This window comes from Verrucomicrobiia bacterium (genome assembly GCA_019694135.1).
Lineage (GTDB): Bacteria > Verrucomicrobiota > Verrucomicrobiia > JADLBR01 > JAIBCM01 > JAIBCM01.
In genome coordinates, this window is sequence record JAIBCM010000003.1 from 16,737 (window position 1) to 37,401 (window position 20,665).

Annotated in this window: 25 protein-coding genes; 19 read left to right on the top strand and 6 right to left on the bottom strand. The window is 40.3% G+C overall.

Annotated features, from left to right (window positions below; genetic code table 11):
• The first annotated feature begins 2 nt into the window (after positions 1-2).
• Together ftsY and K1X66_04690 are read left to right on the top strand one after the other, a co-directional pair.
• Positions 3-848: a signal recognition particle-docking protein FtsY gene (gene ftsY / locus K1X66_04685; protein MBX7157665.1), complete on the top strand. Its 846-nt coding sequence runs from the start codon at positions 3-5 to the stop codon at positions 846-848.
• Positions 845-1,429, top strand: a complete 585-nt coding sequence (locus K1X66_04690) for a tRNA (guanosine(46)-N7)-methyltransferase TrmB (protein ID MBX7157666.1) — start codon at positions 845-847, stop codon at positions 1,427-1,429. Before ftsY ends, K1X66_04690 begins: the two co-directional genes overlap by 4 nt.
• Here K1X66_04690 and obgE read toward each other — a convergent pair.
• From obgE to K1X66_04705, 3 genes are read right to left on the bottom strand one after another with little or no spacing between them, the layout of a single operon-like run.
• On the bottom strand, positions 1,426-2,475 hold the full coding sequence (obgE, locus tag K1X66_04695; protein MBX7157667.1) for a GTPase ObgE: 1,050 nt from the start codon (positions 2,473-2,475) through the stop codon (positions 1,426-1,428). The genes K1X66_04690 and obgE overlap by 4 nt on opposite strands.
• A 15-nt stretch (positions 2,476-2,490) precedes the next feature.
• On the bottom strand, positions 2,491-3,009 hold the full coding sequence (gene hpt / locus K1X66_04700; protein ID MBX7157668.1) for a hypoxanthine phosphoribosyltransferase: 519 nt from the start codon (positions 3,007-3,009) through the stop codon (positions 2,491-2,493).
• Positions 2,988-3,635 carry a hypothetical protein gene (locus K1X66_04705; protein ID MBX7157669.1) on the bottom strand — a complete coding sequence of 216 codons (648 nt, stop codon included), beginning with the start codon at positions 3,633-3,635 and terminating at the stop codon, positions 2,988-2,990. Before K1X66_04705 ends, hpt begins: the two co-directional genes overlap by 22 nt.
• Positions 3,636-3,730: 95 nt before the next feature.
• Between K1X66_04705 and K1X66_04710 the strand changes: the two genes are divergently transcribed.
• Positions 3,731-4,345 (top strand): DUF4329 domain-containing protein, encoded by a 615-nt coding sequence (locus K1X66_04710; GenBank protein MBX7157670.1) that lies wholly within the window; start codon positions 3,731-3,733, stop codon positions 4,343-4,345.
• 17 nt (positions 4,346-4,362) lie between these two features.
• Here the strand turns inward: K1X66_04710 and K1X66_04715 are convergent, their stop codons facing one another.
• Positions 4,363-5,916, bottom strand: coding sequence for a type IV secretory system conjugative DNA transfer family protein (locus tag K1X66_04715; protein ID MBX7157671.1), 1,554 nt, complete (start codon positions 5,914-5,916; stop codon positions 4,363-4,365).
• Positions 5,917-5,931: 15 nt separating this feature from the next.
• On the bottom strand, positions 5,932-6,924 hold the full coding sequence (locus K1X66_04720) for an AAA family ATPase (GenBank protein ID MBX7157672.1): 993 nt from the start codon (positions 6,922-6,924) through the stop codon (positions 5,932-5,934).
• Between the two features lie 138 nt (positions 6,925-7,062).
• Here K1X66_04720 and K1X66_04725 point away from each other — a divergent pair, with 138 nt between their 5' ends.
• Genes K1X66_04725 through K1X66_04780 form a run of 12 tightly spaced genes read left to right on the top strand, consistent with a single transcriptional unit; the run spans position 7,063 to position 17,393 of the window.
• Positions 7,063-7,401, top strand: coding sequence for a hypothetical protein (locus K1X66_04725; GenBank protein ID MBX7157673.1), 339 nt, complete (start codon positions 7,063-7,065; stop codon positions 7,399-7,401).
• Between the two features lie 9 nt (positions 7,402-7,410).
• Positions 7,411-7,764 carry a hypothetical protein gene (locus tag K1X66_04730; GenBank protein MBX7157674.1) on the top strand — a complete coding sequence of 118 codons (354 nt, stop codon included), beginning with the start codon at positions 7,411-7,413 and terminating at the stop codon, positions 7,762-7,764.
• The gene (locus tag K1X66_04735) at positions 7,761-10,394 is read left to right on the top strand and encodes a hypothetical protein (protein ID MBX7157675.1); all 2,634 of its coding nucleotides are present in this window, start codon (positions 7,761-7,763) and stop codon (positions 10,392-10,394) included. The genes K1X66_04730 and K1X66_04735 overlap by 4 nt, the downstream gene beginning before the upstream one ends.
• A complete protein-coding gene (locus tag K1X66_04740; protein ID MBX7157676.1) occupies positions 10,381-10,800 on the top strand; it encodes a hypothetical protein in 420 nt (139 codons plus the stop codon). Before K1X66_04735 ends, K1X66_04740 begins: the two co-directional genes overlap by 14 nt.
• 12 nt (positions 10,801-10,812) lie before the next feature.
• Positions 10,813-11,667 (top strand): hypothetical protein, encoded by an 855-nt coding sequence (locus tag K1X66_04745; protein MBX7157677.1) that lies wholly within the window; start codon positions 10,813-10,815, stop codon positions 11,665-11,667.
• A gap of 5 nt (positions 11,668-11,672) precedes the next feature.
• Positions 11,673-13,001 (top strand): hypothetical protein, encoded by a 1,329-nt coding sequence (locus K1X66_04750; protein MBX7157678.1) that lies wholly within the window; start codon positions 11,673-11,675, stop codon positions 12,999-13,001.
• A gap of 14 nt (positions 13,002-13,015) precedes the next feature.
• Entirely contained in the window at positions 13,016-13,687 is a 672-nt protein-coding gene (locus K1X66_04755) for a hypothetical protein (protein ID MBX7157679.1), read from the top strand.
• Between the two features lie 5 nt (positions 13,688-13,692).
• A complete protein-coding gene (locus tag K1X66_04760; GenBank protein MBX7157680.1) occupies positions 13,693-14,571 on the top strand; it encodes a hypothetical protein in 879 nt (292 codons plus the stop codon).
• A gap of 6 nt (positions 14,572-14,577) precedes the next feature.
• Positions 14,578-15,615, top strand: coding sequence for a TrbI/VirB10 family protein (locus K1X66_04765; GenBank protein MBX7157681.1), 1,038 nt, complete (start codon positions 14,578-14,580; stop codon positions 15,613-15,615).
• A gap of 12 nt (positions 15,616-15,627) precedes the next feature.
• Positions 15,628-16,296, top strand: a complete 669-nt coding sequence (locus K1X66_04770) for a hypothetical protein (protein ID MBX7157682.1) — start codon at positions 15,628-15,630, stop codon at positions 16,294-16,296.
• 22 nt (positions 16,297-16,318) lie between these two features.
• Positions 16,319-16,924, top strand: a complete 606-nt coding sequence (locus tag K1X66_04775) for a M23 family metallopeptidase (protein MBX7157683.1) — start codon at positions 16,319-16,321, stop codon at positions 16,922-16,924.
• 10 nt (positions 16,925-16,934) lie between these two features.
• The gene (locus K1X66_04780; protein ID MBX7157684.1) at positions 16,935-17,393 is read left to right on the top strand and encodes a hypothetical protein; all 459 of its coding nucleotides are present in this window, start codon (positions 16,935-16,937) and stop codon (positions 17,391-17,393) included.
• A 1-nt stretch (position 17,394) separates the two neighbouring features.
• Here K1X66_04780 and K1X66_04785 read toward each other — a convergent pair whose 3' ends face one another.
• Complete coding sequence (locus K1X66_04785; GenBank protein MBX7157685.1) at positions 17,395-18,507, bottom strand: LptF/LptG family permease; 1,113 nt, start codon at positions 18,505-18,507, stop codon at positions 17,395-17,397.
• Between the two features lie 36 nt (positions 18,508-18,543).
• Here K1X66_04785 and K1X66_04790 point away from each other — a divergent pair, with 36 nt between their 5' ends.
• The 4 genes from K1X66_04790 to K1X66_04805 all read left to right on the top strand — a co-directional run bounded on the left by K1X66_04790 (position 18,544) and on the right by K1X66_04805 (position 20,665).
• The gene (locus K1X66_04790) at positions 18,544-19,194 is read left to right on the top strand and encodes a sigma-70 family RNA polymerase sigma factor (GenBank protein MBX7157686.1); all 651 of its coding nucleotides are present in this window, start codon (positions 18,544-18,546) and stop codon (positions 19,192-19,194) included.
• Complete coding sequence (locus tag K1X66_04795) at positions 19,178-19,747, top strand: hypothetical protein (protein MBX7157687.1); 570 nt, start codon at positions 19,178-19,180, stop codon at positions 19,745-19,747. The genes K1X66_04790 and K1X66_04795 overlap by 17 nt, the downstream gene beginning before the upstream one ends.
• Positions 19,744-20,208, top strand: a complete 465-nt coding sequence (locus K1X66_04800; GenBank protein MBX7157688.1) for a hypothetical protein — start codon at positions 19,744-19,746, stop codon at positions 20,206-20,208. Before K1X66_04795 ends, K1X66_04800 begins: the two co-directional genes overlap by 4 nt.
• A 109-nt stretch (positions 20,209-20,317) precedes the next feature.
• Positions 20,318-20,665: an H-type lectin domain-containing protein gene (locus K1X66_04805; protein ID MBX7157689.1), complete on the top strand. Its 348-nt coding sequence runs from the start codon at positions 20,318-20,320 to the stop codon at positions 20,663-20,665.

The following is a 20,665-nucleotide window of genomic DNA, read 5'->3' on the forward strand; positions in this document are numbered from 1 at the left end:
TCATGTTAGGGTTTTTTAAAAAAGTTGCAGCTCAAGTTTCTGGTAAAACTCCAAATTGGGAGGAGATTGAGGCGGAGCTCATTCAAGCGGATTTTGGTGCGAAGTTTGCTATTCATTTTGTAGAAAATTTAAAAGAGCAACAAAGTTTTTGGAGCGGAAATGATGCGATTAGTGCGACGCGACAAGAAATTAAAAAACTGTTGCATAACTCGACATCACGATCCTTGCAAAAGCCCATGCACGTGATTGTGCTGGTTGGTGTCAATGGCGTTGGCAAAACTACGTCAGCTGCGAAATTGGCACAATACTATCAGCAAAAAGGGAATCGAATTCGTTTGGTAGCGGGTGACACGTTTCGAGCCGCTGCGATCGAGCAGTTAAAGTTATGGGGCGAAAAAATTGGTGTACCGGTGACGGCAGGAAATTATGGTGGTGATTCTGCGGCACTCGCTTTTAGTGGTTATCAAGAAGCGCAGAAAGAGGGCGCAAACATTTTAATTATTGATACAGCGGGACGTCAGCATACAAAGGCGAATCTCATGCAAGAATTGGCTAAGTTAATTCGCGTTTTGAAGAAAGCGGCTCCCGATGCTCCTCATGAGACGCTATTGGTGATTGATGCTGCGACGGGATCGAACGCTTTGAATCAAGCGAGAGAATTTCAAAAGCATGTGCCATTGAGTGGTGTGATTGCCACTAAGATGGATGGTGCCGGCACGGGAGGAAGTTTGGTTGGAATCGCTTCTGAATGCCAATTGCAGCCGTTATGGATGGGTGTGGGAGAGAAGGCGGAGGATTTTCTTCCGTTTGATGTGGAGCGTTATTTAGAAAAAATTTTGGGCTCGTGAATGAGATTGTTCAATTCGAAGACATTCTTTCGCCGATAGAGTGGAAGAATGTTTTTTCTTTATCTCAACCGGTTCATATAGATTTGGGGGCTGGAGATGGAGGATTTGCCGTGGCATTGGCTCAACAGAATTCTCATATTAATGTTTTAGCAGTGGAACGTCTTAAAGGGAGAGCAGAAAAAATTGCTAAAAAAATCAAACATTTTCATTTGGAAAATTTGCGCGTGTTACGATTGGAAACATCGTATTTTTTATCTTATTTGGTGCCATCTAATTCGGTGGCTGTGATTCATGTGATGCATCCCGATCCGTGGCCGAAACGCAAACAACAAAAAAATCGTTTATTTCAATCTGATTTTATTTTTCATTGTGCTCGGGTGTTAGAAACAGGAGGGGAGTTGCGTTTGACTTTGGATCATCCGGGTTATTTTTTGGAAATTATTCGAGTTATGAAAACGAGTCATGATTTTGAGGGTTGCTTTTGGAAGCCGGATCCGAATTATCCCAAATCTGATTTTGAAAAGCAGTTTTTGGATGAAGGTAAAGTGGTTATTCGTCAAGCGTGGAGGAAAAGCTGTTAGCTATCAGTTTCCAGTAAGAGAGTTGATAAAGTTTTTTTCAATAAATCAATGCCCATTTCTGCATTAGCTGAAATAGGAATGATTTTATGGCGAAAACTTTTTTTGAATGCTTTCAAATTTTCGGGCGCTACGGGTAAATCCATTTTATTAGCAGCAATAAGAAAGGGACGCTTCGCAAGGTCGGCTCGAAAGAGTTTGAGTTCTTTTCGAAGTTGTTGAAAATCTTTTTTCGGATCTCTACCTTCGCTGCCGGCCATGTCTAAAACAAAGAGAAAAGCTTTGCAACGTTCGATGTGGCGCAAAAAGTCGTGTCCTAATCCAACTCCTTTGTGTGCGCCCTCGACTAAACCAGGAATGTCGGCTACGGTGAAACGTTGGTATTTGGGGAGTTCGACAACGCCAAGGTTAGGAGTTAAGGTGGTGAAAGGGTAGGAAGCAATTTTCGGTTGTGCTGCGGAAATTTTAGAAAGCAAGGTGGATTTGCCGGCATTGGGATAGCCGACTAGACCTATGTCAGCAATGGTTTTCATTTCCAAAAGGAAACGGCCTTCTTCTCCTGGAAAGCCTTCTTCGCAACGTCGCGGAGCTCGATTGGTGGAGGATTTGAAGTGGATATTGCCTCGACCGCCTCGACCACCTTGGCATAAAATGTAAGAGGTGTGGGGGATAGTCAAATCGGCCACTAAAGGGTAGATGCGTTTTGTTTCATCCCGTTTGGGTGAACGCAAAGGTTCGTGCAGGGATTCGTCGGGTAGTCGATAAACTACAGTGCCAACGGGAACTTTGTAAATTTGATCGACAGCCGCTTTGCCGTAGCATTGTTTTCCCATACCATGCTGGCCGTGTTTGGCTTTGAGGATGGGTTGAAATTTGAATTCCACCAGATTGTTTACATTGGGATCGACGTAAAGAACAATATCGCCTCCTTTACCTCCGTCACCTCCATCAGGACCACCCCGTGGGACATATTTTTCACGACGAAAACTGGAGCAGCCATTGCCACCATCGCCAGCTTTAGCGTGAATGATGATTTGGTCGACGAACATATTTTTAGTGAGAAGTTAATTTAGAAAACGAATATCGGGAAGTTGACGATAATAACCGTCATAATCCAAGCCGTAGCCAAAAACAAATTCATTTCCAATTTCAAAGCCGGCCCATTTAGCGGTAATGGGGCGTTGACGTTTTTTCTTTTTTTTCAGCAAAACACAAATTTTCACGTCGCGTGCGCCAAGCTCTATTAATCTTTTTTTTACACTGGAAAGGGTAAGGCCGGTGTCGAGAATGTCGTCCACAATGAGCACGTGTTTTCCTTTAAAATTGCCAAACCCTTCTTTTAATCCTTCGATTTTTCCTGTGCTTTGACGATGACCCGTGGGATAGCTGCGAAGTCGCCAGCATTCAATTTCAAGTCGATCAGGAAGATGACGTAACAAATCAACAAGAAAAAATAAGCTACCGTTTAAAAGACCAAGAATAACAAGATCTTTCTTGTGATAATGATCACGAATTTCGCGCGCGAGTTGCTTAGTGCGTTTTTGAATGCGATTTTGCGAGATTAAGATTGGGTGAGTCGCCATGTTTTTTTCTGAATTTTTTCTATGGCTTTAGCCATTTTTTCGCCCCAAGCTGTATTTTTACCTAGCGCAAGACCTTTTTCCCAAGCTTCTTTAGCATCCAAAGTGGCACGTGATTTTAAAAGAGCAACTCCGGCATTGTAATAAATGGCTTGCTGTGTCGCTGTATTAAATTCGGTGGCTAATTGTGGATCATTTTCAAATTGACGAAAAATATATTGAAAGTCAGCACGCGCATTATCGCGACGATTGAAAATTCGGGGCAGTTGAGAATTATTCATCGCGCGCACTAGTCGTACGGCTACATCATGAGGAGCGGCATCAACAGCATCATCCATCATTTTAAGTCCACCAGTAAAATATTTCCATTTTTTGATACCTGGCAATGCTTTGCTGCTTTTAATCGTTAACAAGCTTCCGAGATAAGCTCGCAACAATTGATTATCGGGCGATTGAAGCAAGGCCTGATTTATCACTTCTTCGGCTTTTTGGACGTCCTTTGAGTTTCCGTTTAAAGCTTGGTCATGAAGCGACACCACTTTTTGGATTAGCGGATCTGTGAAAACAGTTTCTCCACAAAGCGAAAAACTAAACAGGAGCATTAAAAACATCGTTCGAAATATAAACATAGGAGAGGGTTAAGTTTTTATTAGCTTTGCATAGTTGTCAATCTTACTCATGAAAAATCTTTACTATATTCTAATTTTTATTATATTTTTACCTTATGGCTGGAGGCGTTAAAGAACATCCGGTATGGGCTGAGGCTGAAAAGTTAGATGCTAGCCCAAAAAATTTGAGTGTTTGGGATGTATTAAAAGCAACAACTCAAAAACAAAAAGTTTCTCATCCTTCGTCTTATCCCACTATGGATGATGCGGCAAAAGCTGCGATGGGACAAATTTATAAACCTTCTTTAGATAGCTGTGTTGAATATGGCGCTATCGTTTATCAAAATAAAGATGGAACTTATAGTTTTACATCTCCCATTAAAAGCGATGTGGAAAATTGGGACTCTATTAATTTAACTAAAGAGTTCGATAAAGTGCCACCAGGAGCGAAAGCGGTGGCGAATGTTCATAGCCACGCTTGTGATAAACCCACACATGAAAACGAAAGATTTTCAAGTCGAGATATAGAAAATAGTCATGAACGAAGAGGGTTGCTTACGGGTTATATGGTTACTCCAAGTGGGGCAATGTATAAATATGATCCCCAAGAACAGGCAATTCGTTGTATGGGAGATTTAGAACCCAAAATCGGTCCAGCACCTGATGAAATTCCACATCAGTGTCCCGTGGAAAAAAGAACATATGAATCTCCTTGGTCTATGACCGTATAATTAAGTTAGGGTCTTGATTAACATTTCCATCGACTAAACCAAGCTGGCACTTTGCCGTCGGGGCCTAAAGGTTTAAGGAGAATGGGTTTTTTATTGAAACCTTGTTCACAATGGTTGATGACAACATGGAATTTTTTCAAGTTGCGTAGCTCGTAAGGTTCATACCAATATTTATCTTCTTCTGAGCGATTGACGGATTGTCCGCCCTTTCCACCGCCACGATTATAAGAACGCTTCCAAAACTTGCGTTTACCCAATAAATCAGACAAGAATTTAGCTGTGTCTTCATCAGCCGCAGTGAACATAACAACGTTGGATAAATTAAGTGCAAGCACTTTTCCTTTTTTCTCATCTTTGAGTGGAGGGAGTAGGGAAGTATAAGATTGGGTCGCGAAAACAGCTGTGCATTTGGCTTCACGAATAACGCCAAGGGTGTCATGATCGCTCACACCATCTTCAGAAGCGGTGATGATTTGTTGCGCTTCATCTGCCCAAAGAATGAGCATATTATGATTTTTACGCTTTTCTGCGGGTTGATCGAAGCGACGAACGGCATGATTGTAGTAAGCCAGTTTTAACAAGGTATTAATATACTTTCGTTCCGTTGCATATTTTTGAGGAATGGAGACGCAAACAATTTTGCCTTCATCCAAAGCATCTAAATGAAAGGTGTCTTCTTGAGGACAAAAAATTTCTGCGATGATGGGATCGGTAAAAAATTTCAAATAGTTGAAAATCGTTCCACGAATACCGGACAAAGTTTCCGGTGGCATAGTTTTAAATTTCTGCACGAAATGCACAACGACATCTTCGGCTTCCAGCGGAAATTTTCCTTGTTTATGAAGTCGGGCGGCTTCCGCAAGAACATCATCCAGCTCTTGCGGATCGGTCAAAAGCATGAAAGTATTTTTTAACGTGACGGGATAACCTGCCGCATCGAGCAAACGAAATCCCATTTCTACGTTGATAAGAGTTTGAGTTTTGAAAAAGGCTTGGCCTTCGGATTGCCCCAAACTTTCTGCGACGTTACAAATATTTTTTGCATGAGTGGAGTAGGGAATAGTTTTATCGGAAAGTGGGTTCCAAGTGTATTTGGGCTTCCAATCGGGTGGGGCATGGTCGGGACGACATTGTAATAAAATCGTGTCTTTTTCACGCCCCATATGTTTCATCATGTCCATAAGAATTTCCCAAAAAAGCCCTTTTTGATCGACACAAACTCCGCCCCAATTGGGAACATTTTTTGTGACTTGATACATGATATTCATGATGGCGGATTGGGTTTTGCCGCAACCCGTTTTTCCAGGAATAAACCAGCCTCGACAAAAGTTGTTCATGTCCCATTTAAAACGATCAAGTTGACAGACAATGTTGGAATTTTTTTTGCTGCCACCCCCACTACTATTCCCTCCACCTTTTTTTGAATCAATCATCATTTTAAGGCCGGTCCAAAAGAGCCATGCAGCCATTGGCAAAAAAAGCCAAGAGGCCAGACCTACTACAGGGATGTCATGAAAAAACCAAAAGAGACAAAGACTTAAAACGCTTGCGATAAAATAAATAAGGATCATGTGAAAGAGTGAAAATTACGCGGCAGCTAAATCAGTTTGATCTTCCTCTTCTTGAAGTGAATCGGCAACGGTGGTTGTTTTTAGTACAAGTTTTTCGTTACCTGGATCAACATCCACAATGCAAGTACCTTCTAAATTATCCTGTATAAGACCTTTGACAATGGCGTCTTGCACAAAACGTTCGACGGTATTACGCATAGGACGAGCACCGAGAAAACGATCGTATCCTTTACGAATTAAAAATTCCAAAGCTTCTTTAGAAAGTTCTAAGTCGTAACCTAAAGTTTTGAGACGAGCCAATTCCTTATGAGCTACCAAAGTGGCAATTTCGCGTTGTACTTCATAAGTGAGACGCAAGAAAACAATACGATCGGTAATACGAGCAACAAATTCTGGACGCAAAGTTTGTTCGACTTTTCGTAGCACAGTTCGCTCAATTGTGGCAGGGGAGGAATGTTCCATGCGCATCGATTCCGCCGCTCCAATATTGGAAGTTAAAATAACATAAAAATTACTAAGAGAATGGGTGACGCCATCGGATGTCGTAATACGTGCGGCATCTAGAATTTGAAGGAAAAGATCGAGCACCAAGGGATGCGCTTTTTCCATTTCGTCGAAAAGAATCGTGCCTCGATCGTGTTTCGATAGGATGCGGCCTAATAAGCCATTATCTGTACTCGATTGCCCTAGTAAAAGTCCCACAGAGGATTGATTTTGAAATTCGGACATATCGAATCGGAAAAGTTTTCCTTCACCGAAAAGATAGTTAGAGAAAGTAAGAGTGATTTCCGTTTTTCCTGTGCCCGTTGGACCTACGAATAAAAAGGAACCACGAGGTCGGGAAGGATGAGCGAGATTGAGCTCCCCTCGTTTGAGTACGGAGACAACACGTGGGATGACGTGGTCTTGTCCTTTGATATGAAAATGTAAATGACTCTCCAAATCCCTTAATTTTTCCAAAGGCGTATGGAATTGGCGAAGAGACGAGTTGTTAGAAAATTGTGACATAATTAAAATTGCAATATTATTTTTATAATTTTACAATCTAAACCTAAAAATTTCTTTTGACAAATTTAATTTACATGGATAATTATAAATCAAAATATTAAACTCTTTAACATAACTTAAAGGAAAAACTGTAAAACTATGAAAAATACAAAAACGTTAATTAGACAATCTGTAAACTGGACACAACGTAATGCATTATTTTTAGCGATTATGTTGTTGCCTTCACTCTCACGAGCAGCAGGTGGAGACATTACTACTTTCACTGATGGCTTTAAAACCGCATTGAAAATTGTTTTCATGTTCGGCTTTGTTTGGGGTGTGATCAAAATTTGGCAAGGTGCTAGTGCTATTGCTAAGGGTGATCCAGATGGTAAAGCAGGTATTATTGCTGGTCTTATTATTGCAGGTGCTGGTGCAGTTATGACTGCTTTCTTCAGCCTCTTTGGTAATGACTCAGCTGCTTTAACAGTTGATTAAAAGAGTTTTATGGATCAGCTGAGGTTTACCGATACGAACTCAGCCGATGACTCTCAAGGAGGAGCGTTCGGGCTGGATGGTAATCAATATTTAGTGATTATTATCTCTGCTATAGCTGGGATTGGCATTGTTTTGCTTCTATTTACTGGCATGCATATGGGATTGGGTGTCAGTGCAGTTATGGGAGCTTTACCTGTCGTGATTGCCACGTCTTATATTATCTTTTTTAAGCGTGGCAAACCTGCTGGTTATGATATGGATCTTTTCGAAACCAATATTGTAGGAAAAGATTTTGCTTTTAATCCTCGAGCCAAACGCTCACCTCTTATACAATCCTCGACTTCTGAGATTAGAAAGTTATGAGACACGCCAAGGCGCCAGACGGTTTTTTTTGTAAAGACCTGATTGTTTATGGAGACATGCAAAAAGAATCGCTGGTGGCAAAAGGCTATTATATCGAAGCACCTGATCTTCATAATGTTAGTGTAGAACAAGCTAACGAGTTTCATGATAAAGTTCGGGTTTTTTTAGGATCGCTTAACGAAAAACAACGCGTTCAATTCCAATGGACGTGTAATTCTGATTATCGTACAGAGCTTAATCGTTATTACGAAGAGACAAAAAAGTGTGAAGATCCTGGAGTTCGTGCCATTCGACACGAGCGTTATTTGCGCTATTGGCGTCGTATGCAACAACGGACGTTACGTCGCGAACAATTAGCGATTTTTATTTCCCAAAGAATTGATGCAGCTTTGCCAGGGGTAAGAACCCGAAAATCTATCGAGGCTTCTATTGCCAAAACCTTGGATCAAATTAATCACGATTTTGAAGAATTAAGTGGAGTTATGCGGGCGATTTTTGGCGCAGGCACTCGCATCCAGGTAATGAATGATGTGGATCATTACGAGTATTTTAAACGTTTCTTAAATCCAACTTTAGCAGATCGCTATGATATCGATTTTGCAGGTCAATTTTCTCCTCAATATAGCATTCAAGAACTCTGTTGGGATAGTGGAGGTGTAGGATTGCCTTACGGTTTTTACATGGATGGAAATTATCATGCCATGTTTGTGATGAAACGTTGGCCCCAGCGAACTTATCCCGGTTTGATTCATCGTCTCACAGCGCTACCACTTTTGGATTATCAAATTACGGTCAACGTGAATCCTATGAACATCCGTAAGGAAATCGATCAGGAACAAAAGAAATATGATCGCGTCATGGGAGATTATCAAGAAGAAGGGAAAATTCAGTATTTGACTGCGCTTGAGAAAAAGAAAACCAAGATTGCTAATTTAGCAATGGGTTTTACTTTTCCTTTTCAAGTGCAATTTGCTATTCGAGTATGGGATGCGACAGAAACGGGTTTACAAAGCAAATGCGCGGCAATTAAAAATGCTGTTTCTAACATGAATAGCGCACAGCTTTATGAAGAAGCGTTGCCAGCATCAAGTCGTAAAGTATTTTATTCCACTTGGCCCGGTTGGACAGAAACCAGCTATCGCTTTAAATATCTTTATGCTGAGGACTCTTATTTATCTGATTTGTTACCCATTTCTTCAACCTTCGTAGGACATATTGCTGACGCTGAAGCCATTTACGATGGATTAAATGGAAACTTGGTCGGAATGAAAACCTTTGTCGGTAGTACGCCTCAACACACAGTGCTTTTAGGAATGTCTGGGGCGGGTAAATCGGAATTTATTAAAGATCTGCTCTGGCAAACCGCGCTTTATTATGACTACACCGTTATTATTGAGGAAGGATTAAGTTACAAACCTCTGACTGAAGGACTGGGTGAAACGCCTATTTTAGTTCATCCGGATGGCGAGTTAATTATTAATTATCTCGACACTCAAGGTTTGCCGCTTAATCAACTTCACCTGGCAACCGCTGTTGCTTTGCTTTCCAAGATGATCGGAGAATCACAAGATTTGGAAAAACAGCAACTTCGTCAGGCGCAAATTGGACAATATATTAGCCAGCTTTATCAAGACCGCTTTAATGATTGGGTTCGCTTACATCCAGAACAATTGCCGGAAGTTCAAAGATTGGCTTGTGCCACTCATAATTGGCGAATCAAAAAAATGGAAATGGGCACAACCCAGCTTGAAGCTTTTACTGATCTCAAAGAGCGCATGAATCGAAACGACGATGAAGCACTTTCTTTTTATCATTCCATATCCGAAGAGGAGATTACCAAGTTTAGTAAAGAACCCTTAACAGCAGCGGTGGTGGAAAAGACAGCCTATGCCTTTTTCAAAGCTCATGAATATCCTACCCATTCGGCTTTAACCGACATGATGTTTTTCTCGCGAATGCCTGAACATAAAAAGGATGAAATCGACCAAATCGCTACTTTGCTCACGGCTTGGTCGGCCACAGGCCAATATGGAAAGCTTTTTGATGGTATTACCAATGTTTCCCTTACACGCCAAATTGCTCACTTTGAATTAGGCTATATTCCAGAGCAGGCCACGGAACTCAAAACAGCCGTCGGGTTGCTTGTGAGTGGTTTTACGCGACAACACATTATTACTTTGCCTAGAAAAGCGTGGAAGCGCATTATTTTTGAAGAAGTGGGGCGTTTTCTTGACGTGCCAGGGGGCGAAAAAATTGTGGCAGAAAGTTATGCCCAGTTGCGAAAATTTAATTGCCTTGCGCTCTCTATTGTGCAACAGTATTCTAAATTTAAAGACACACGCATCCGTCCGGTAATTATGGGTAATAGCAAACAATTTTTCTTAATGCGACAGTTCGATCGTTCAGATGTGGAAGATATCTCAAAAGACATCAAGCTTCCTGAAACGATGCAAACCGCAATTCAGGACTATCAATTGATTGAACAACAACCGCCTAATATGAGATATTCGAGTGTCTGTTACTATTCACCAGCCACTCAACCTTCTTTGTGTGGCACAATTCGCCATATTCAAGGCAAACCCCAAACGCAGGAAGCTCAGCCGGAAGGAAATGTTTATGCAAAAGCTTAATTATTTTCTAATGGCCATTTTAGCTTCTGCACTTTTTTCCGCATGCACTTCTGACACTCTTTACGATATTGGCGGAGCAGCAGTGGGAGGTTTGGCTGGAAATATTTTGACTGATGGTGATCCTATAGCAACGGCCGCAGGAGCGGGAATCGGTGTGCTGGGCAGTACTTTGGTGCGTGATCAAGCGACTAAAGCACGAGTGAAATCTTTTAATGATGGTTATAATAAAGGCCGAAGTGACGCTGCTAAACAACAATATTGGATACAACAAAATTTGCAAAAAGATCTTGCTGATCGAGAAAATGATACGCGAGTCAGTTATGTGCCCTTTGTTACGCCAGAAAGAAAAATGGCAGATGGTACTATTTTAGAGTCACAAACTCATTATATTCGAGTTGAAAATTAATCGGAGAAAATTATGAAAACAAAACCTTATGCAATAAAGCTTTTGCCATTGATAGGTGTTTTTCTTGTCTTAACTACAAGTCAAGGTTTAAGCCAGTGGATTGTTGAAGACCCAGGTGCTATTGCTGAACTAGGCACTGCTAATGGCACATTGATAGAAATTAGTCAAAGTAGTGCGAGAACAGCTTCGGCTACTGAAGATATTCAAAGAACTAATCAGCAGATTATAGAGTTTTTAAATCAAAATATCGGAATGCCTAGTGCAGCAACAGGAGCAGGCACTACTGCTGGCGCTATTCAAAAAGCTCAAATGCCACCAGTGGGTGGAGCAGGTGGAATATCTCTAGCTGATAATGAACTCTCAACAATTTTGAAAACAGCAAAAATGACCTCAAAAATGACTGCTTTGACAGGAAATCAAAATCAAGTTGGGCAAGCTCTTTATTCAAATGATGAACTGCCCAGTATGCCTACTATGAACCCATTAGCTCTTAAAAAATTACCTAATTTAATGAAACCTTTTGCTGGGGTAGAGGAAGCGGTTGCTAACTATTCATCGGAAGCGGGTAAAATTAAAAAAGAAATAGATAATTTAGAAAAAGAACTTGCTAAAAAAATGCAGGAATTAAATACAGCGGATAACGACGCGAAAGTGCAAAAACTTCATGCCGCTATTAGTGGTATTAATACAGAAATTGCAGCATTGAATGTTGAATTGAATATGGCACTTGCTCATGTCAATGTTGTACTCGGATCTAATGATACAGAAGAAAAGAAAAGAGCGATTATATCAACCTTTCAGCAACAAGATAAAGATGCCGCTACTGCCATGGGAGGCGCTTTAACATTTGGACTTTATACGTTTTAAATTTTATGGATTTAATTAATCTTGATTATTTGGGTAATCCTTTTGCGGATATTATTCCGCCTTGGCTAGGAAGTAATTTTACTTTAAGTTCATTATACGAATTAAGGCCGCATTTACTTGGCGCCGCTTTTCTTATTTTAACATCATCGATTATTCTTAAAATCTCTAAAAATTCCGATAATAATGTTGAAAATTTAATTCGCCCACTAATATCTGCTTTTGTTATCACATTAGTTATAGCGGCATCACCTTATTGGATGCATTTGGTTTGGTCTGGTTTTGTTGAAATCGCTAAAAATTTCTTACAATGGGATATAAATAAAATGATCGTTAAAACTATTGCAGCTTTATCGGCTTTTACGGCAGCTATGGTTCCCGAAAATATTGACTCTGCTACAAAAATGACAGGCAAAGATTGGACAGCCAATCTTTTTAAAGCAGGTGGATCGGTCATGACATCGGGGGCTATGATAATCCAAACATTGCTTTTTATGCTTCAATATGTGATGCTACAACTCTGTCATCTTCTTGCGCCAGTTGCCATTGCTTTATATGGATTTGATTCGACTAGAGATCTAGCAAATAAATTTATTTTACAGACGCTTTCTATTATGTCTTGGATCATTGGTTTTGCTATCGTCAATATGGTAGCAATGAAATTAGCTGTTTTCATGCTGCCTTTTCTTTTTGTAGGGGGAGGAGTTGACTTATTACTAAGCGAAGTGTTTAAAATGAATGTTCCATTAGGCCAATCCATAGGTCTTTATTCTTTTGTTTTATCAAGTTGGATTGTTGGTGGTTCCGCTATGGTTCCTATTTTTATGCAAGCTTTATTTACGAGCGGAATGGTTCAAGCAGGACAGGCTTTCCATCCTTCGATGGCGGGTATTAATGGAATTAATGTAGCTAGAGGCCAAGCTGGAGGTCAGGGGATGATGCCTGGACCAGGCGGCAGTATGATCCCGACCGGAAATATGGCAGGAAATTTGGCAGGTTCTTTTACCGCTCCTTTAGGATCTCGTTCGGGTACGCGTTCTCAGCAAGGAACGAGAGATGCGGCTCTTAGTAATACTACTGGCAATGCCACTGTTAATGCCACGGCTAATAATAGCAGCACAGTAAATGTTTCCTCTCGATCTTCAACTGCAACTCCGGCTTTGAACGCTTCAGCATCAGAGACTGGACAACTTAGTATGGATAATGCTGCTGCTATGGCTAAAGCTTCATCGGGTGTGGGTGGAACAGTGGGGAATTCTCCTGGCAGTACTTCTGGAGCAGCCTTTGATCATATGCATGCTGGAGCAGAGCCCGAACCGGTAGCCGTTGCAGGTTAGTTTTGAAAGTTTGAATGGAAACCACGGAAATTCCTAAAACTCAATTAGCGCCTTTAGATAAACAACAGTTTGCTATTAAGGCAATGGCTACGCGTACATTGGCCGGACAATTTTGGTTTATCGTATGGCTTATTACCATCGGAGGCTTGTTTGCCATGCACTATATGACCATAGACAAGATCAAAAAGCAGGATCGGGTTATTGTTTTGGATTCAACGGGAACTTTTTTTGTTACTCCGACCATGCCTTTTGAAAAAGCTGAAGAATTGCATTATACCCAAGCATTATATGCCACTTATGCTTTGTACATGAGAAATCCTTACGGATTTGATATGAAGGACCAATTGGAGAAGATGTTCAATAAAACTTCTTATCAAAAAGCCTTGGCGGAATGGAAATTGGATGAAAACGCTTTTCAGAGTAAACAAACTCGACAAAAAGTTGAAATTTCTTCTTTTAATACCTTAAAAACTCCAGGCGATTTTATTATTATAAATGTTAAAGGACAATTAATTCGAACTAGTTCTTTTCAAGGAAGAGTGGTGCCAGAATTATTTGATTTGGATTTGACTTTAACCATGATGCGAAATCCTGGATTAGCCATGAATGATAAATATCCTTTGGTCGTGGTAGATTACGATGCTAAAATAACACCTACAATTGCTCCACCACCCGTTCCAGAATAATATTTATGAAATATTTTTTTTTAATTTGTTTTATTAGTATTGCTTATATTGGGAAAATTTTTGCGCAAGACCTGCCTTTCTCCATTAATTCAAAACATATTAAGGAATTTTCTCTTGATGAGCATAATGTCTATAATGTTCCTATTGCCGTGGATGCTCCCACGACTATTATGTTTCCCAGTTCTTTTACCGCATTACAAGCGGTGAATATTTCCGCTAATCCTGAAGTTTTAGCACCGGTAATGTTGGAGTATACACCGGGTCAATATTTTTTTACGGTTCGTGCAACTCGTGACGATGCTAATGCAATGTTAAATATCATTTGGCAACGTAAAACTTATGTATTGCGACTCATTGCCTCAAAAGAGCCTTATTACTCTGTCACGTTTGGTGGCTCAGGTGGTGGTGGTATGCCTCTAGGCGGTAGCGCTCGACGTAAACGGGTTAGTCCACAAAATTTGCTGGGTCTTTTAGATAAAGCAAAATCTTTTCGGTTGCTTTCCACTCAGTATCCTCAAATGCTAGAGCAAGCGAATCGTATTGAGCCTCAAAAATGGACTGTGTATAAAAATTTTGATATTTGGACTGATGAAATTATTCGTTTCGATGATCAAGACACTTTAGTTTTTCGAATTTTATTACGTAACAACTCAAATAAAACAATTTATTACTCGCCTCAAGGATTTGCTGTGCGAACAGGTAATCGTGTTTATCATCAAAGTATTTCGGATGCCAGTGGCATCATGCCTCCTAAATCTACGACTTTAGCTTATTTTGCGATTACCGGATCAGGAGATGGAGGGCGCAATGATTTATCGGTTAAAAATGATTTTAACATCATTGTGACTCGAATGAATGCTAATGCAGTGGAATTGTTGCGTTAAAGGGATATGAACGGTCGCGAGATTATTAATTTTTTTACTAAGACAAAAACGGGGCCTATTGTTGCGTTTTTGATTGTGGGAGCTATCATCATTATTCTCGCTTTTGGATTTAGGAAGCCTCGTGAGGCATCGCAAGATAAATTGACAAGAGCCACTTCAACTTCTTCTTCTAGTTCTGATGCTGACTCGATAAAAACGGTCAAACGCGAAGTGGCACCTCCTCTATATTTAGGGGGTGAAAAATCGAAGGAGGAAATTTTGTTAGAACAGCAAGCAAAAGTTTCGGCTGTTAAAACCAATCAAGAAGCTATTCCTTTGACACTTTATAATGCTGGGCAAAGTCAAGGTCCTGGTGGACGACCTGTGGAAGTTACTGAAACTTATGCCCCTTATGGACGTTTAATTCCTTGTGAGTTGGTGATTACAGTGGATTCTTCTAATATCAAAACACCGATTATCGGTATGGTTACCGAAGATTTATGGCATAATGGTCGTTTGGTTATTCCTGCTGGCGCTGAAGTTCATGGAACAGCTCAAGCTGATAAAACTCGTGAACGTATTGCTTCTTCAGGTTCGTGGGTCATTGTTTGGCGCACAGCAAATGAGATGAATGGAATGGAAATGCGTTTACAGGGTATTGCTCTAGATATGGAAAAAGATTATAATTCAGGAACAGGCGAATGGGCCCTAACCGATGGCAGTGCTGGTCTTAGAGGGGAATTACTTCGCAATGATAATTTAGCTGAAGTGAAATTATTTGTCGCAACCTTCTTAGGTGAAGCAGCTGATGTTTTAGAAGAACGTAGTTTTTCTCGACCCAATACCTTTACGGGTGAACAGACAGCCATTGTAGAAAATACACCTCGTAACGCTGCCTTAGCTGGTGTCAAAGCGGTCACGGAAAAGTATGTGGAACAAATTATGGATGCTATCGAACGAGATGGTTTTTATGTCAGGGTGCCTGCCGGCAAACAATTTTATCTTTATGTTACGCAAACTATTGATCGAGAATTTGCTAAACGAGGGAATATGTTAAATCCTTGAGGAAAACTATTTATGAAAATATCTTATTTACTATTAATTTTAAACTCATTTTTTATTTTAGTGGGATGCGCTAAAAAAAATGAGCCTACTGTTACGTATGTTCAAGAAAATTCAGTGGCGGGCACTGCCTTAGATATGGATAACACGGAAAATGTGCGTTATAGCGAAACTTTGAAAGCTTATCCGATGGGTCGCTACGTTGATCCTAATAATCCTGATGTCATGCACGAGGCGCACACCATTTATCGTGCAGAAACTCAACCCGCTTGGAATTTAGATCCCAATATGCCTACCGCAGTTCCTTTGGGTCCCGCTATTGCAGTAACCTTGCCTGATATGCAACAAATCCCTCTCAGTGCAGAGCTAGAAAGCAAGATTCAAGAACAAAATCGTTTGTTTCGTAATATTGCACAACAAAATAATCTCATGCTCAAAAATCTTCAGACTTTTGTAGAACAAAAAACTAAAGACCAAGAATCCTCAAGTCAACGAGAAGCACTGGAAGAAGAATTAAAAACTAAGGAACAAATGATCAACCAAATGCGTCAACAGGTGGAGACGCTAGAAGCTCAAAATCAAGATATTCGTGGCACTTATCAAAGCTTGCAAAAAGCTGAAGCGGGGACGACTAATAAAAGTAACTCTTTAATTAATAAGTTAAAAAAGCAGTTCGAAAATTAGAATTTTTACTAATTAAAAGCTTATGGGTAAAAAAATAGAATTTGAAGGGGTTGGGTTTAAGTCAGATGATTGTAATATGAGTAATATTTGGCAATCTATTAATCTAGAGCCGAGTTCGTGTAATGTTGATATTTGGACTAGATTGAGTCAAAGCCAACCTAGCATGGTTTTTCCGGTGGAAGGGAAAACAGATCAGAATATTAAAAGTGGTTTTGGTAATCGCACACATCCCATTGGTGGCAAGGTCAAACATCATGATGGCATAGATATTCCTGCAGCTACAGGTACCAATGTCTTATCTGCTACTGATGGAACAGTAACTTTTGTTGGGCAAAGAAACGGTTATGGCAACACAGTAGAGATTGAAGCCACTATGCCAGACGGGAATGTCATCAAAACTCGTTATGCTCATTTAGACAGTTTTAAATCAGGTCTTGAAGCAGGACAAACAGTTACGATGGGATATAACATAGGAGGGGTTGGCCAAACAGGAGGAGCTACAGGGCCTCATTTGCATTTTGAAACATTTGTTAATGGAACTTTAAAAAATCCAGTTGATACACTCAATCAATATCAACCAGAATTCAAACTAAGTTCATCTGTTGCTCAGACACCTTTAACCCCATAATTTGAGAGGTATGCCAAAGACTAAATTTTTGTTGCCTTTAATCATCTTTTTGATTTCAAGCAAAATATGTTTAGGTTTAGGTCCTTCCATTGAAAAACATTTCATTGGTGATTATAAAACCCTACCAACACCACGAACTGAATGGCTGAAGAAAAGAGTCCGTGCTCAAGTTGATTTGGTGGGTCATAACTTATTTAAAGTCGGTTTCGGTATTAATTGGTATCCTGGTGTTACTAATATCATTGGAGGAGGAGAGGGCTCGGTAAATCGCAAAGGTCGATTAGTTTTTTATTTTAGAGACAATTGGGGCAATCAAGGGTATGGCATTTTGAAAAAAATTCCTCCTAAGTCTTATACACCTAATCTTTATTTGCTAACTTTAAAAGTGACTCACTCTGTTAACCAGAGAGCTACGGAACAGTATCGAGATTATGAGATTCAACAAATAGACGATCCATTGGAAGAATAATTTATCGTCCTACTTTCGCAATTCCCAACAATCCTAAAGCTTGGAACAGTAAATTGGGCACCCAAATTAAAACGTCGGGATAAGCGCCTGCATGATTTTCGAAAGTTTTTGCTAAAATCATTAAGCTATAATAAACAAAAACCACTAAAAAACTTAGACCAATACCGGCAGAAGTTTCGCGGCGATGAAATCGAACAGCGAGAGGAATCGCTGCTAAAACAAAGGTAAGACAAGAAAGTGAACCCGCCACGCGGCTTTGAATTTCTGTTAAAATGGGCGTGAAGTCGTAATCAGATCGTTTGGTGCGACCCGTTAACACCACATTAATTAATGCGCCAAAATCCAAAGCATTGGGCCTGATTTTTGTGCTTTTTTCCATCAGGCGTTCCAATGAAATGTGCAAAGGCAGCTCTTCAAAGTGGCGACCGGTTTGGATCAATGATAAATTATCAGGATTTTCTTCGTTGCGCTCCTCCATACGAGCATCATAAAGCGTAATAACAATTGCATTATTCGTTTCATCTGCAGTCACTTTTCCTCGACTGGCGCGCAAACTTCTCAGTGCAACATCGTCTTCGTTTAAATCCCAAACATATAAGTTTTGCAAAACGTCGCCTTCTTTATTATCCACATAAAGTCGTTTTCCCGGTAAAATTTCTACTACGGTGTCATCATTAAAAAGTGAAGTGGGACTTTCTGAAGCTAAAGTATAAACAATTTTCTTCATTCTGCTATAAGCATAAGGAGCGAGATAAAAATTATTGAGGAGACTGAGCAAACAAAAAAACAAAGCCAATAGCAAAACTGGGGTGCTAAAGGTAATGAGACTGACCCCATTCGCACGAAGCGCGACTAATTCTTGATCCGCTGACATACGACCAAACTTGAGCAAAACCGCAATCAACAAACCCCAAGGTAAAGTAAATTTGAAGGAAAAGGGAATGAGCAGCGTCACAAACTCCGCAACAAAACCAAAAGGAACATCATTATTAATCAACAAATCAAAAACGCGCGTAAACATATTACCCAACACTAAAAGAAAGGTGAGAATAGCAACTGCCCATACCGTGCTTTTCAACACGTCTTTCAATAAATAACGATATAAAACCTTCATACTTGCCTTACACTATACTATCTTTAGCCTAACAACGTGTCCGATGTCGAACAACTTCCGAATAAAGGCAAAAAGTCTCTGAATCAAGAGGCAAGTAGCAACGTCCAATCCGACGATAACTTTGCTCAGCTTGAAAAACAGTGGGTTCAACAAGCCAAGCAGGGGAATGAAGAGGCGTATAAAATGCTATTTGAACATTATTTTCCTAAGATGTTTGGAACGATCTATCAGATGGTGCAAAATCCTTCTATTGCTGAAGATTTGACTCAGGCGACCATGGTGCAAGCGTGGCGACGTCTCGATCGCTTCGACGGTCGTTCGGCATTTGGCACGTGGCTTTATCGTGTAGGCATTAATCTCACCCTTGACCACCTTCGCCGCTTGAAAAACCGGCCTCATCTTTCCTTGGAAAAAGAAGCGGAAAGTGGGTTTGAAGTTACTGATAAAATTACTTCACCCAACAAACCCGTCGAAAATAATGAGCTTAAAGAAATCTTAAATGACGCGATCGCAAAGTTAAGTGAACCTCATCGATTGGTTTTCATCCTCGGCGAAATCGAAGGCAAATCTTACGAAGAAATTAGCAGTATTTTAAAATGCAAGCGGGGCACGGTGATGTCTCGTATGCATTATGCCCGACAACATCTTCAAAAACTTCTCAAACCCTATTATGAATCACAACGATAAAAAAATTCTTACCTCCGCTTATTTTGATAAGGCTTTAACCGCAGAGGAGAGCCAATGGATGGAGTCAGAGCTATCACAAGATCAAGAAATGCAAAGGCATTGGGATGATCTCAATCACTTACACACCTTGACTCAGAAACACTATAGCGCACCTACCATGCCCCATACTTTGGAATATAATTGGCAACGTTGTCGCGCTCGTATGCGTGAACAAGAAGCGGGTTCTATTTGGAATTTTCTCAGAATGCCGTTATGGGTTCGTCAACTTGGAAGTTTAAGTTTTGCTTTGTTAGCCGTTGTTTCTTTCATTTTTAATTTGCGAACGGGTTATTTATCAAAAACGCACATTGCATCAGATAATTCTCATGAGACTACCTCTCAAATTCGTTCTGTTGTTTTGCCTGTCTCCTATGCAGCCAATAATAATACTAGTGTTGAAAGGGCTTGGTCGCCTAGGCCTGAAGTTTCAGTTTCCACATTTTCTGCGGGTCGAGGAAATGTAATATGGCTTTCTGGCATGAAATATCGATCGGAAACCAACATAATTAAATGAAAAAAGTTTTTCCATTTTTAATTTTATTGCTCACAAGTTCCCTGAGTCAGGCTCAATCTAAAATTTGGAGTTGTGTCGTTTACGGCAAAATGGGAGAGGGGAACGTCGAATCGGCTCTAACTCCTTACACTAATGAGATGCAACGCATTTTTGGCTATCGCCATTACGAAATCATTGGCTCGCAATGGACAGATCGTGCCCTTGATCAACCAAATTGGCTTAAGCCTACTAAAGAATTCATTCTAAAATTGAGTCCCGTTTCGACAGCGTCCAATAATTCGCAATTTTATCTAAAACTTTACCAAGATCAAAAACGCGAAGTGCTATTAAAAAGCCGACTTCGCATGTCGCCTGCGACCCCTCTTTACATTGCAGGTCCAGCGTATGGAAAAGGTAAAATTATTTTCATTTTAGAAATGAAAGATACTGACTCAAAAACGGCTTCACAAACTCGTCCCTGAGGTTGAGCTTCCAGATTGACATTATCCTCTCAACCGATTACTATTAAGACCTGCTCCGAGGCCTAAAAGATCTAAGGAAAGGTTATCGGAAATAAATAAATAATCCGTTATGAATCAGCAAAATCTTTCCCATTCCACCTCTTCACCACTTTGCATTATCAGCGACACATTTATCGGTAATGTTCAAGAGCCAGATTGGTGTCTCTTGGAGCCAGGCGAAGCGAGCCAATCTCGAATTTTTGAACGCTATATTCGTTTTGGAAAACGATTTGTTAAAAAACCTTTGGTTTATCTTTCTCTTTTGGGGTTTGATATTGATAACAGCGACAATGCTCGGTTAAGCCTCAAAGCCACCAATGTTAGTGTCGAAGGATTTTCCATTCAAATGATTACCTGGCTTCATACTCGGATGTGGTCTGTCGAAGTTAGTTGGATAGCTTTTGGTCACTTAGAATAA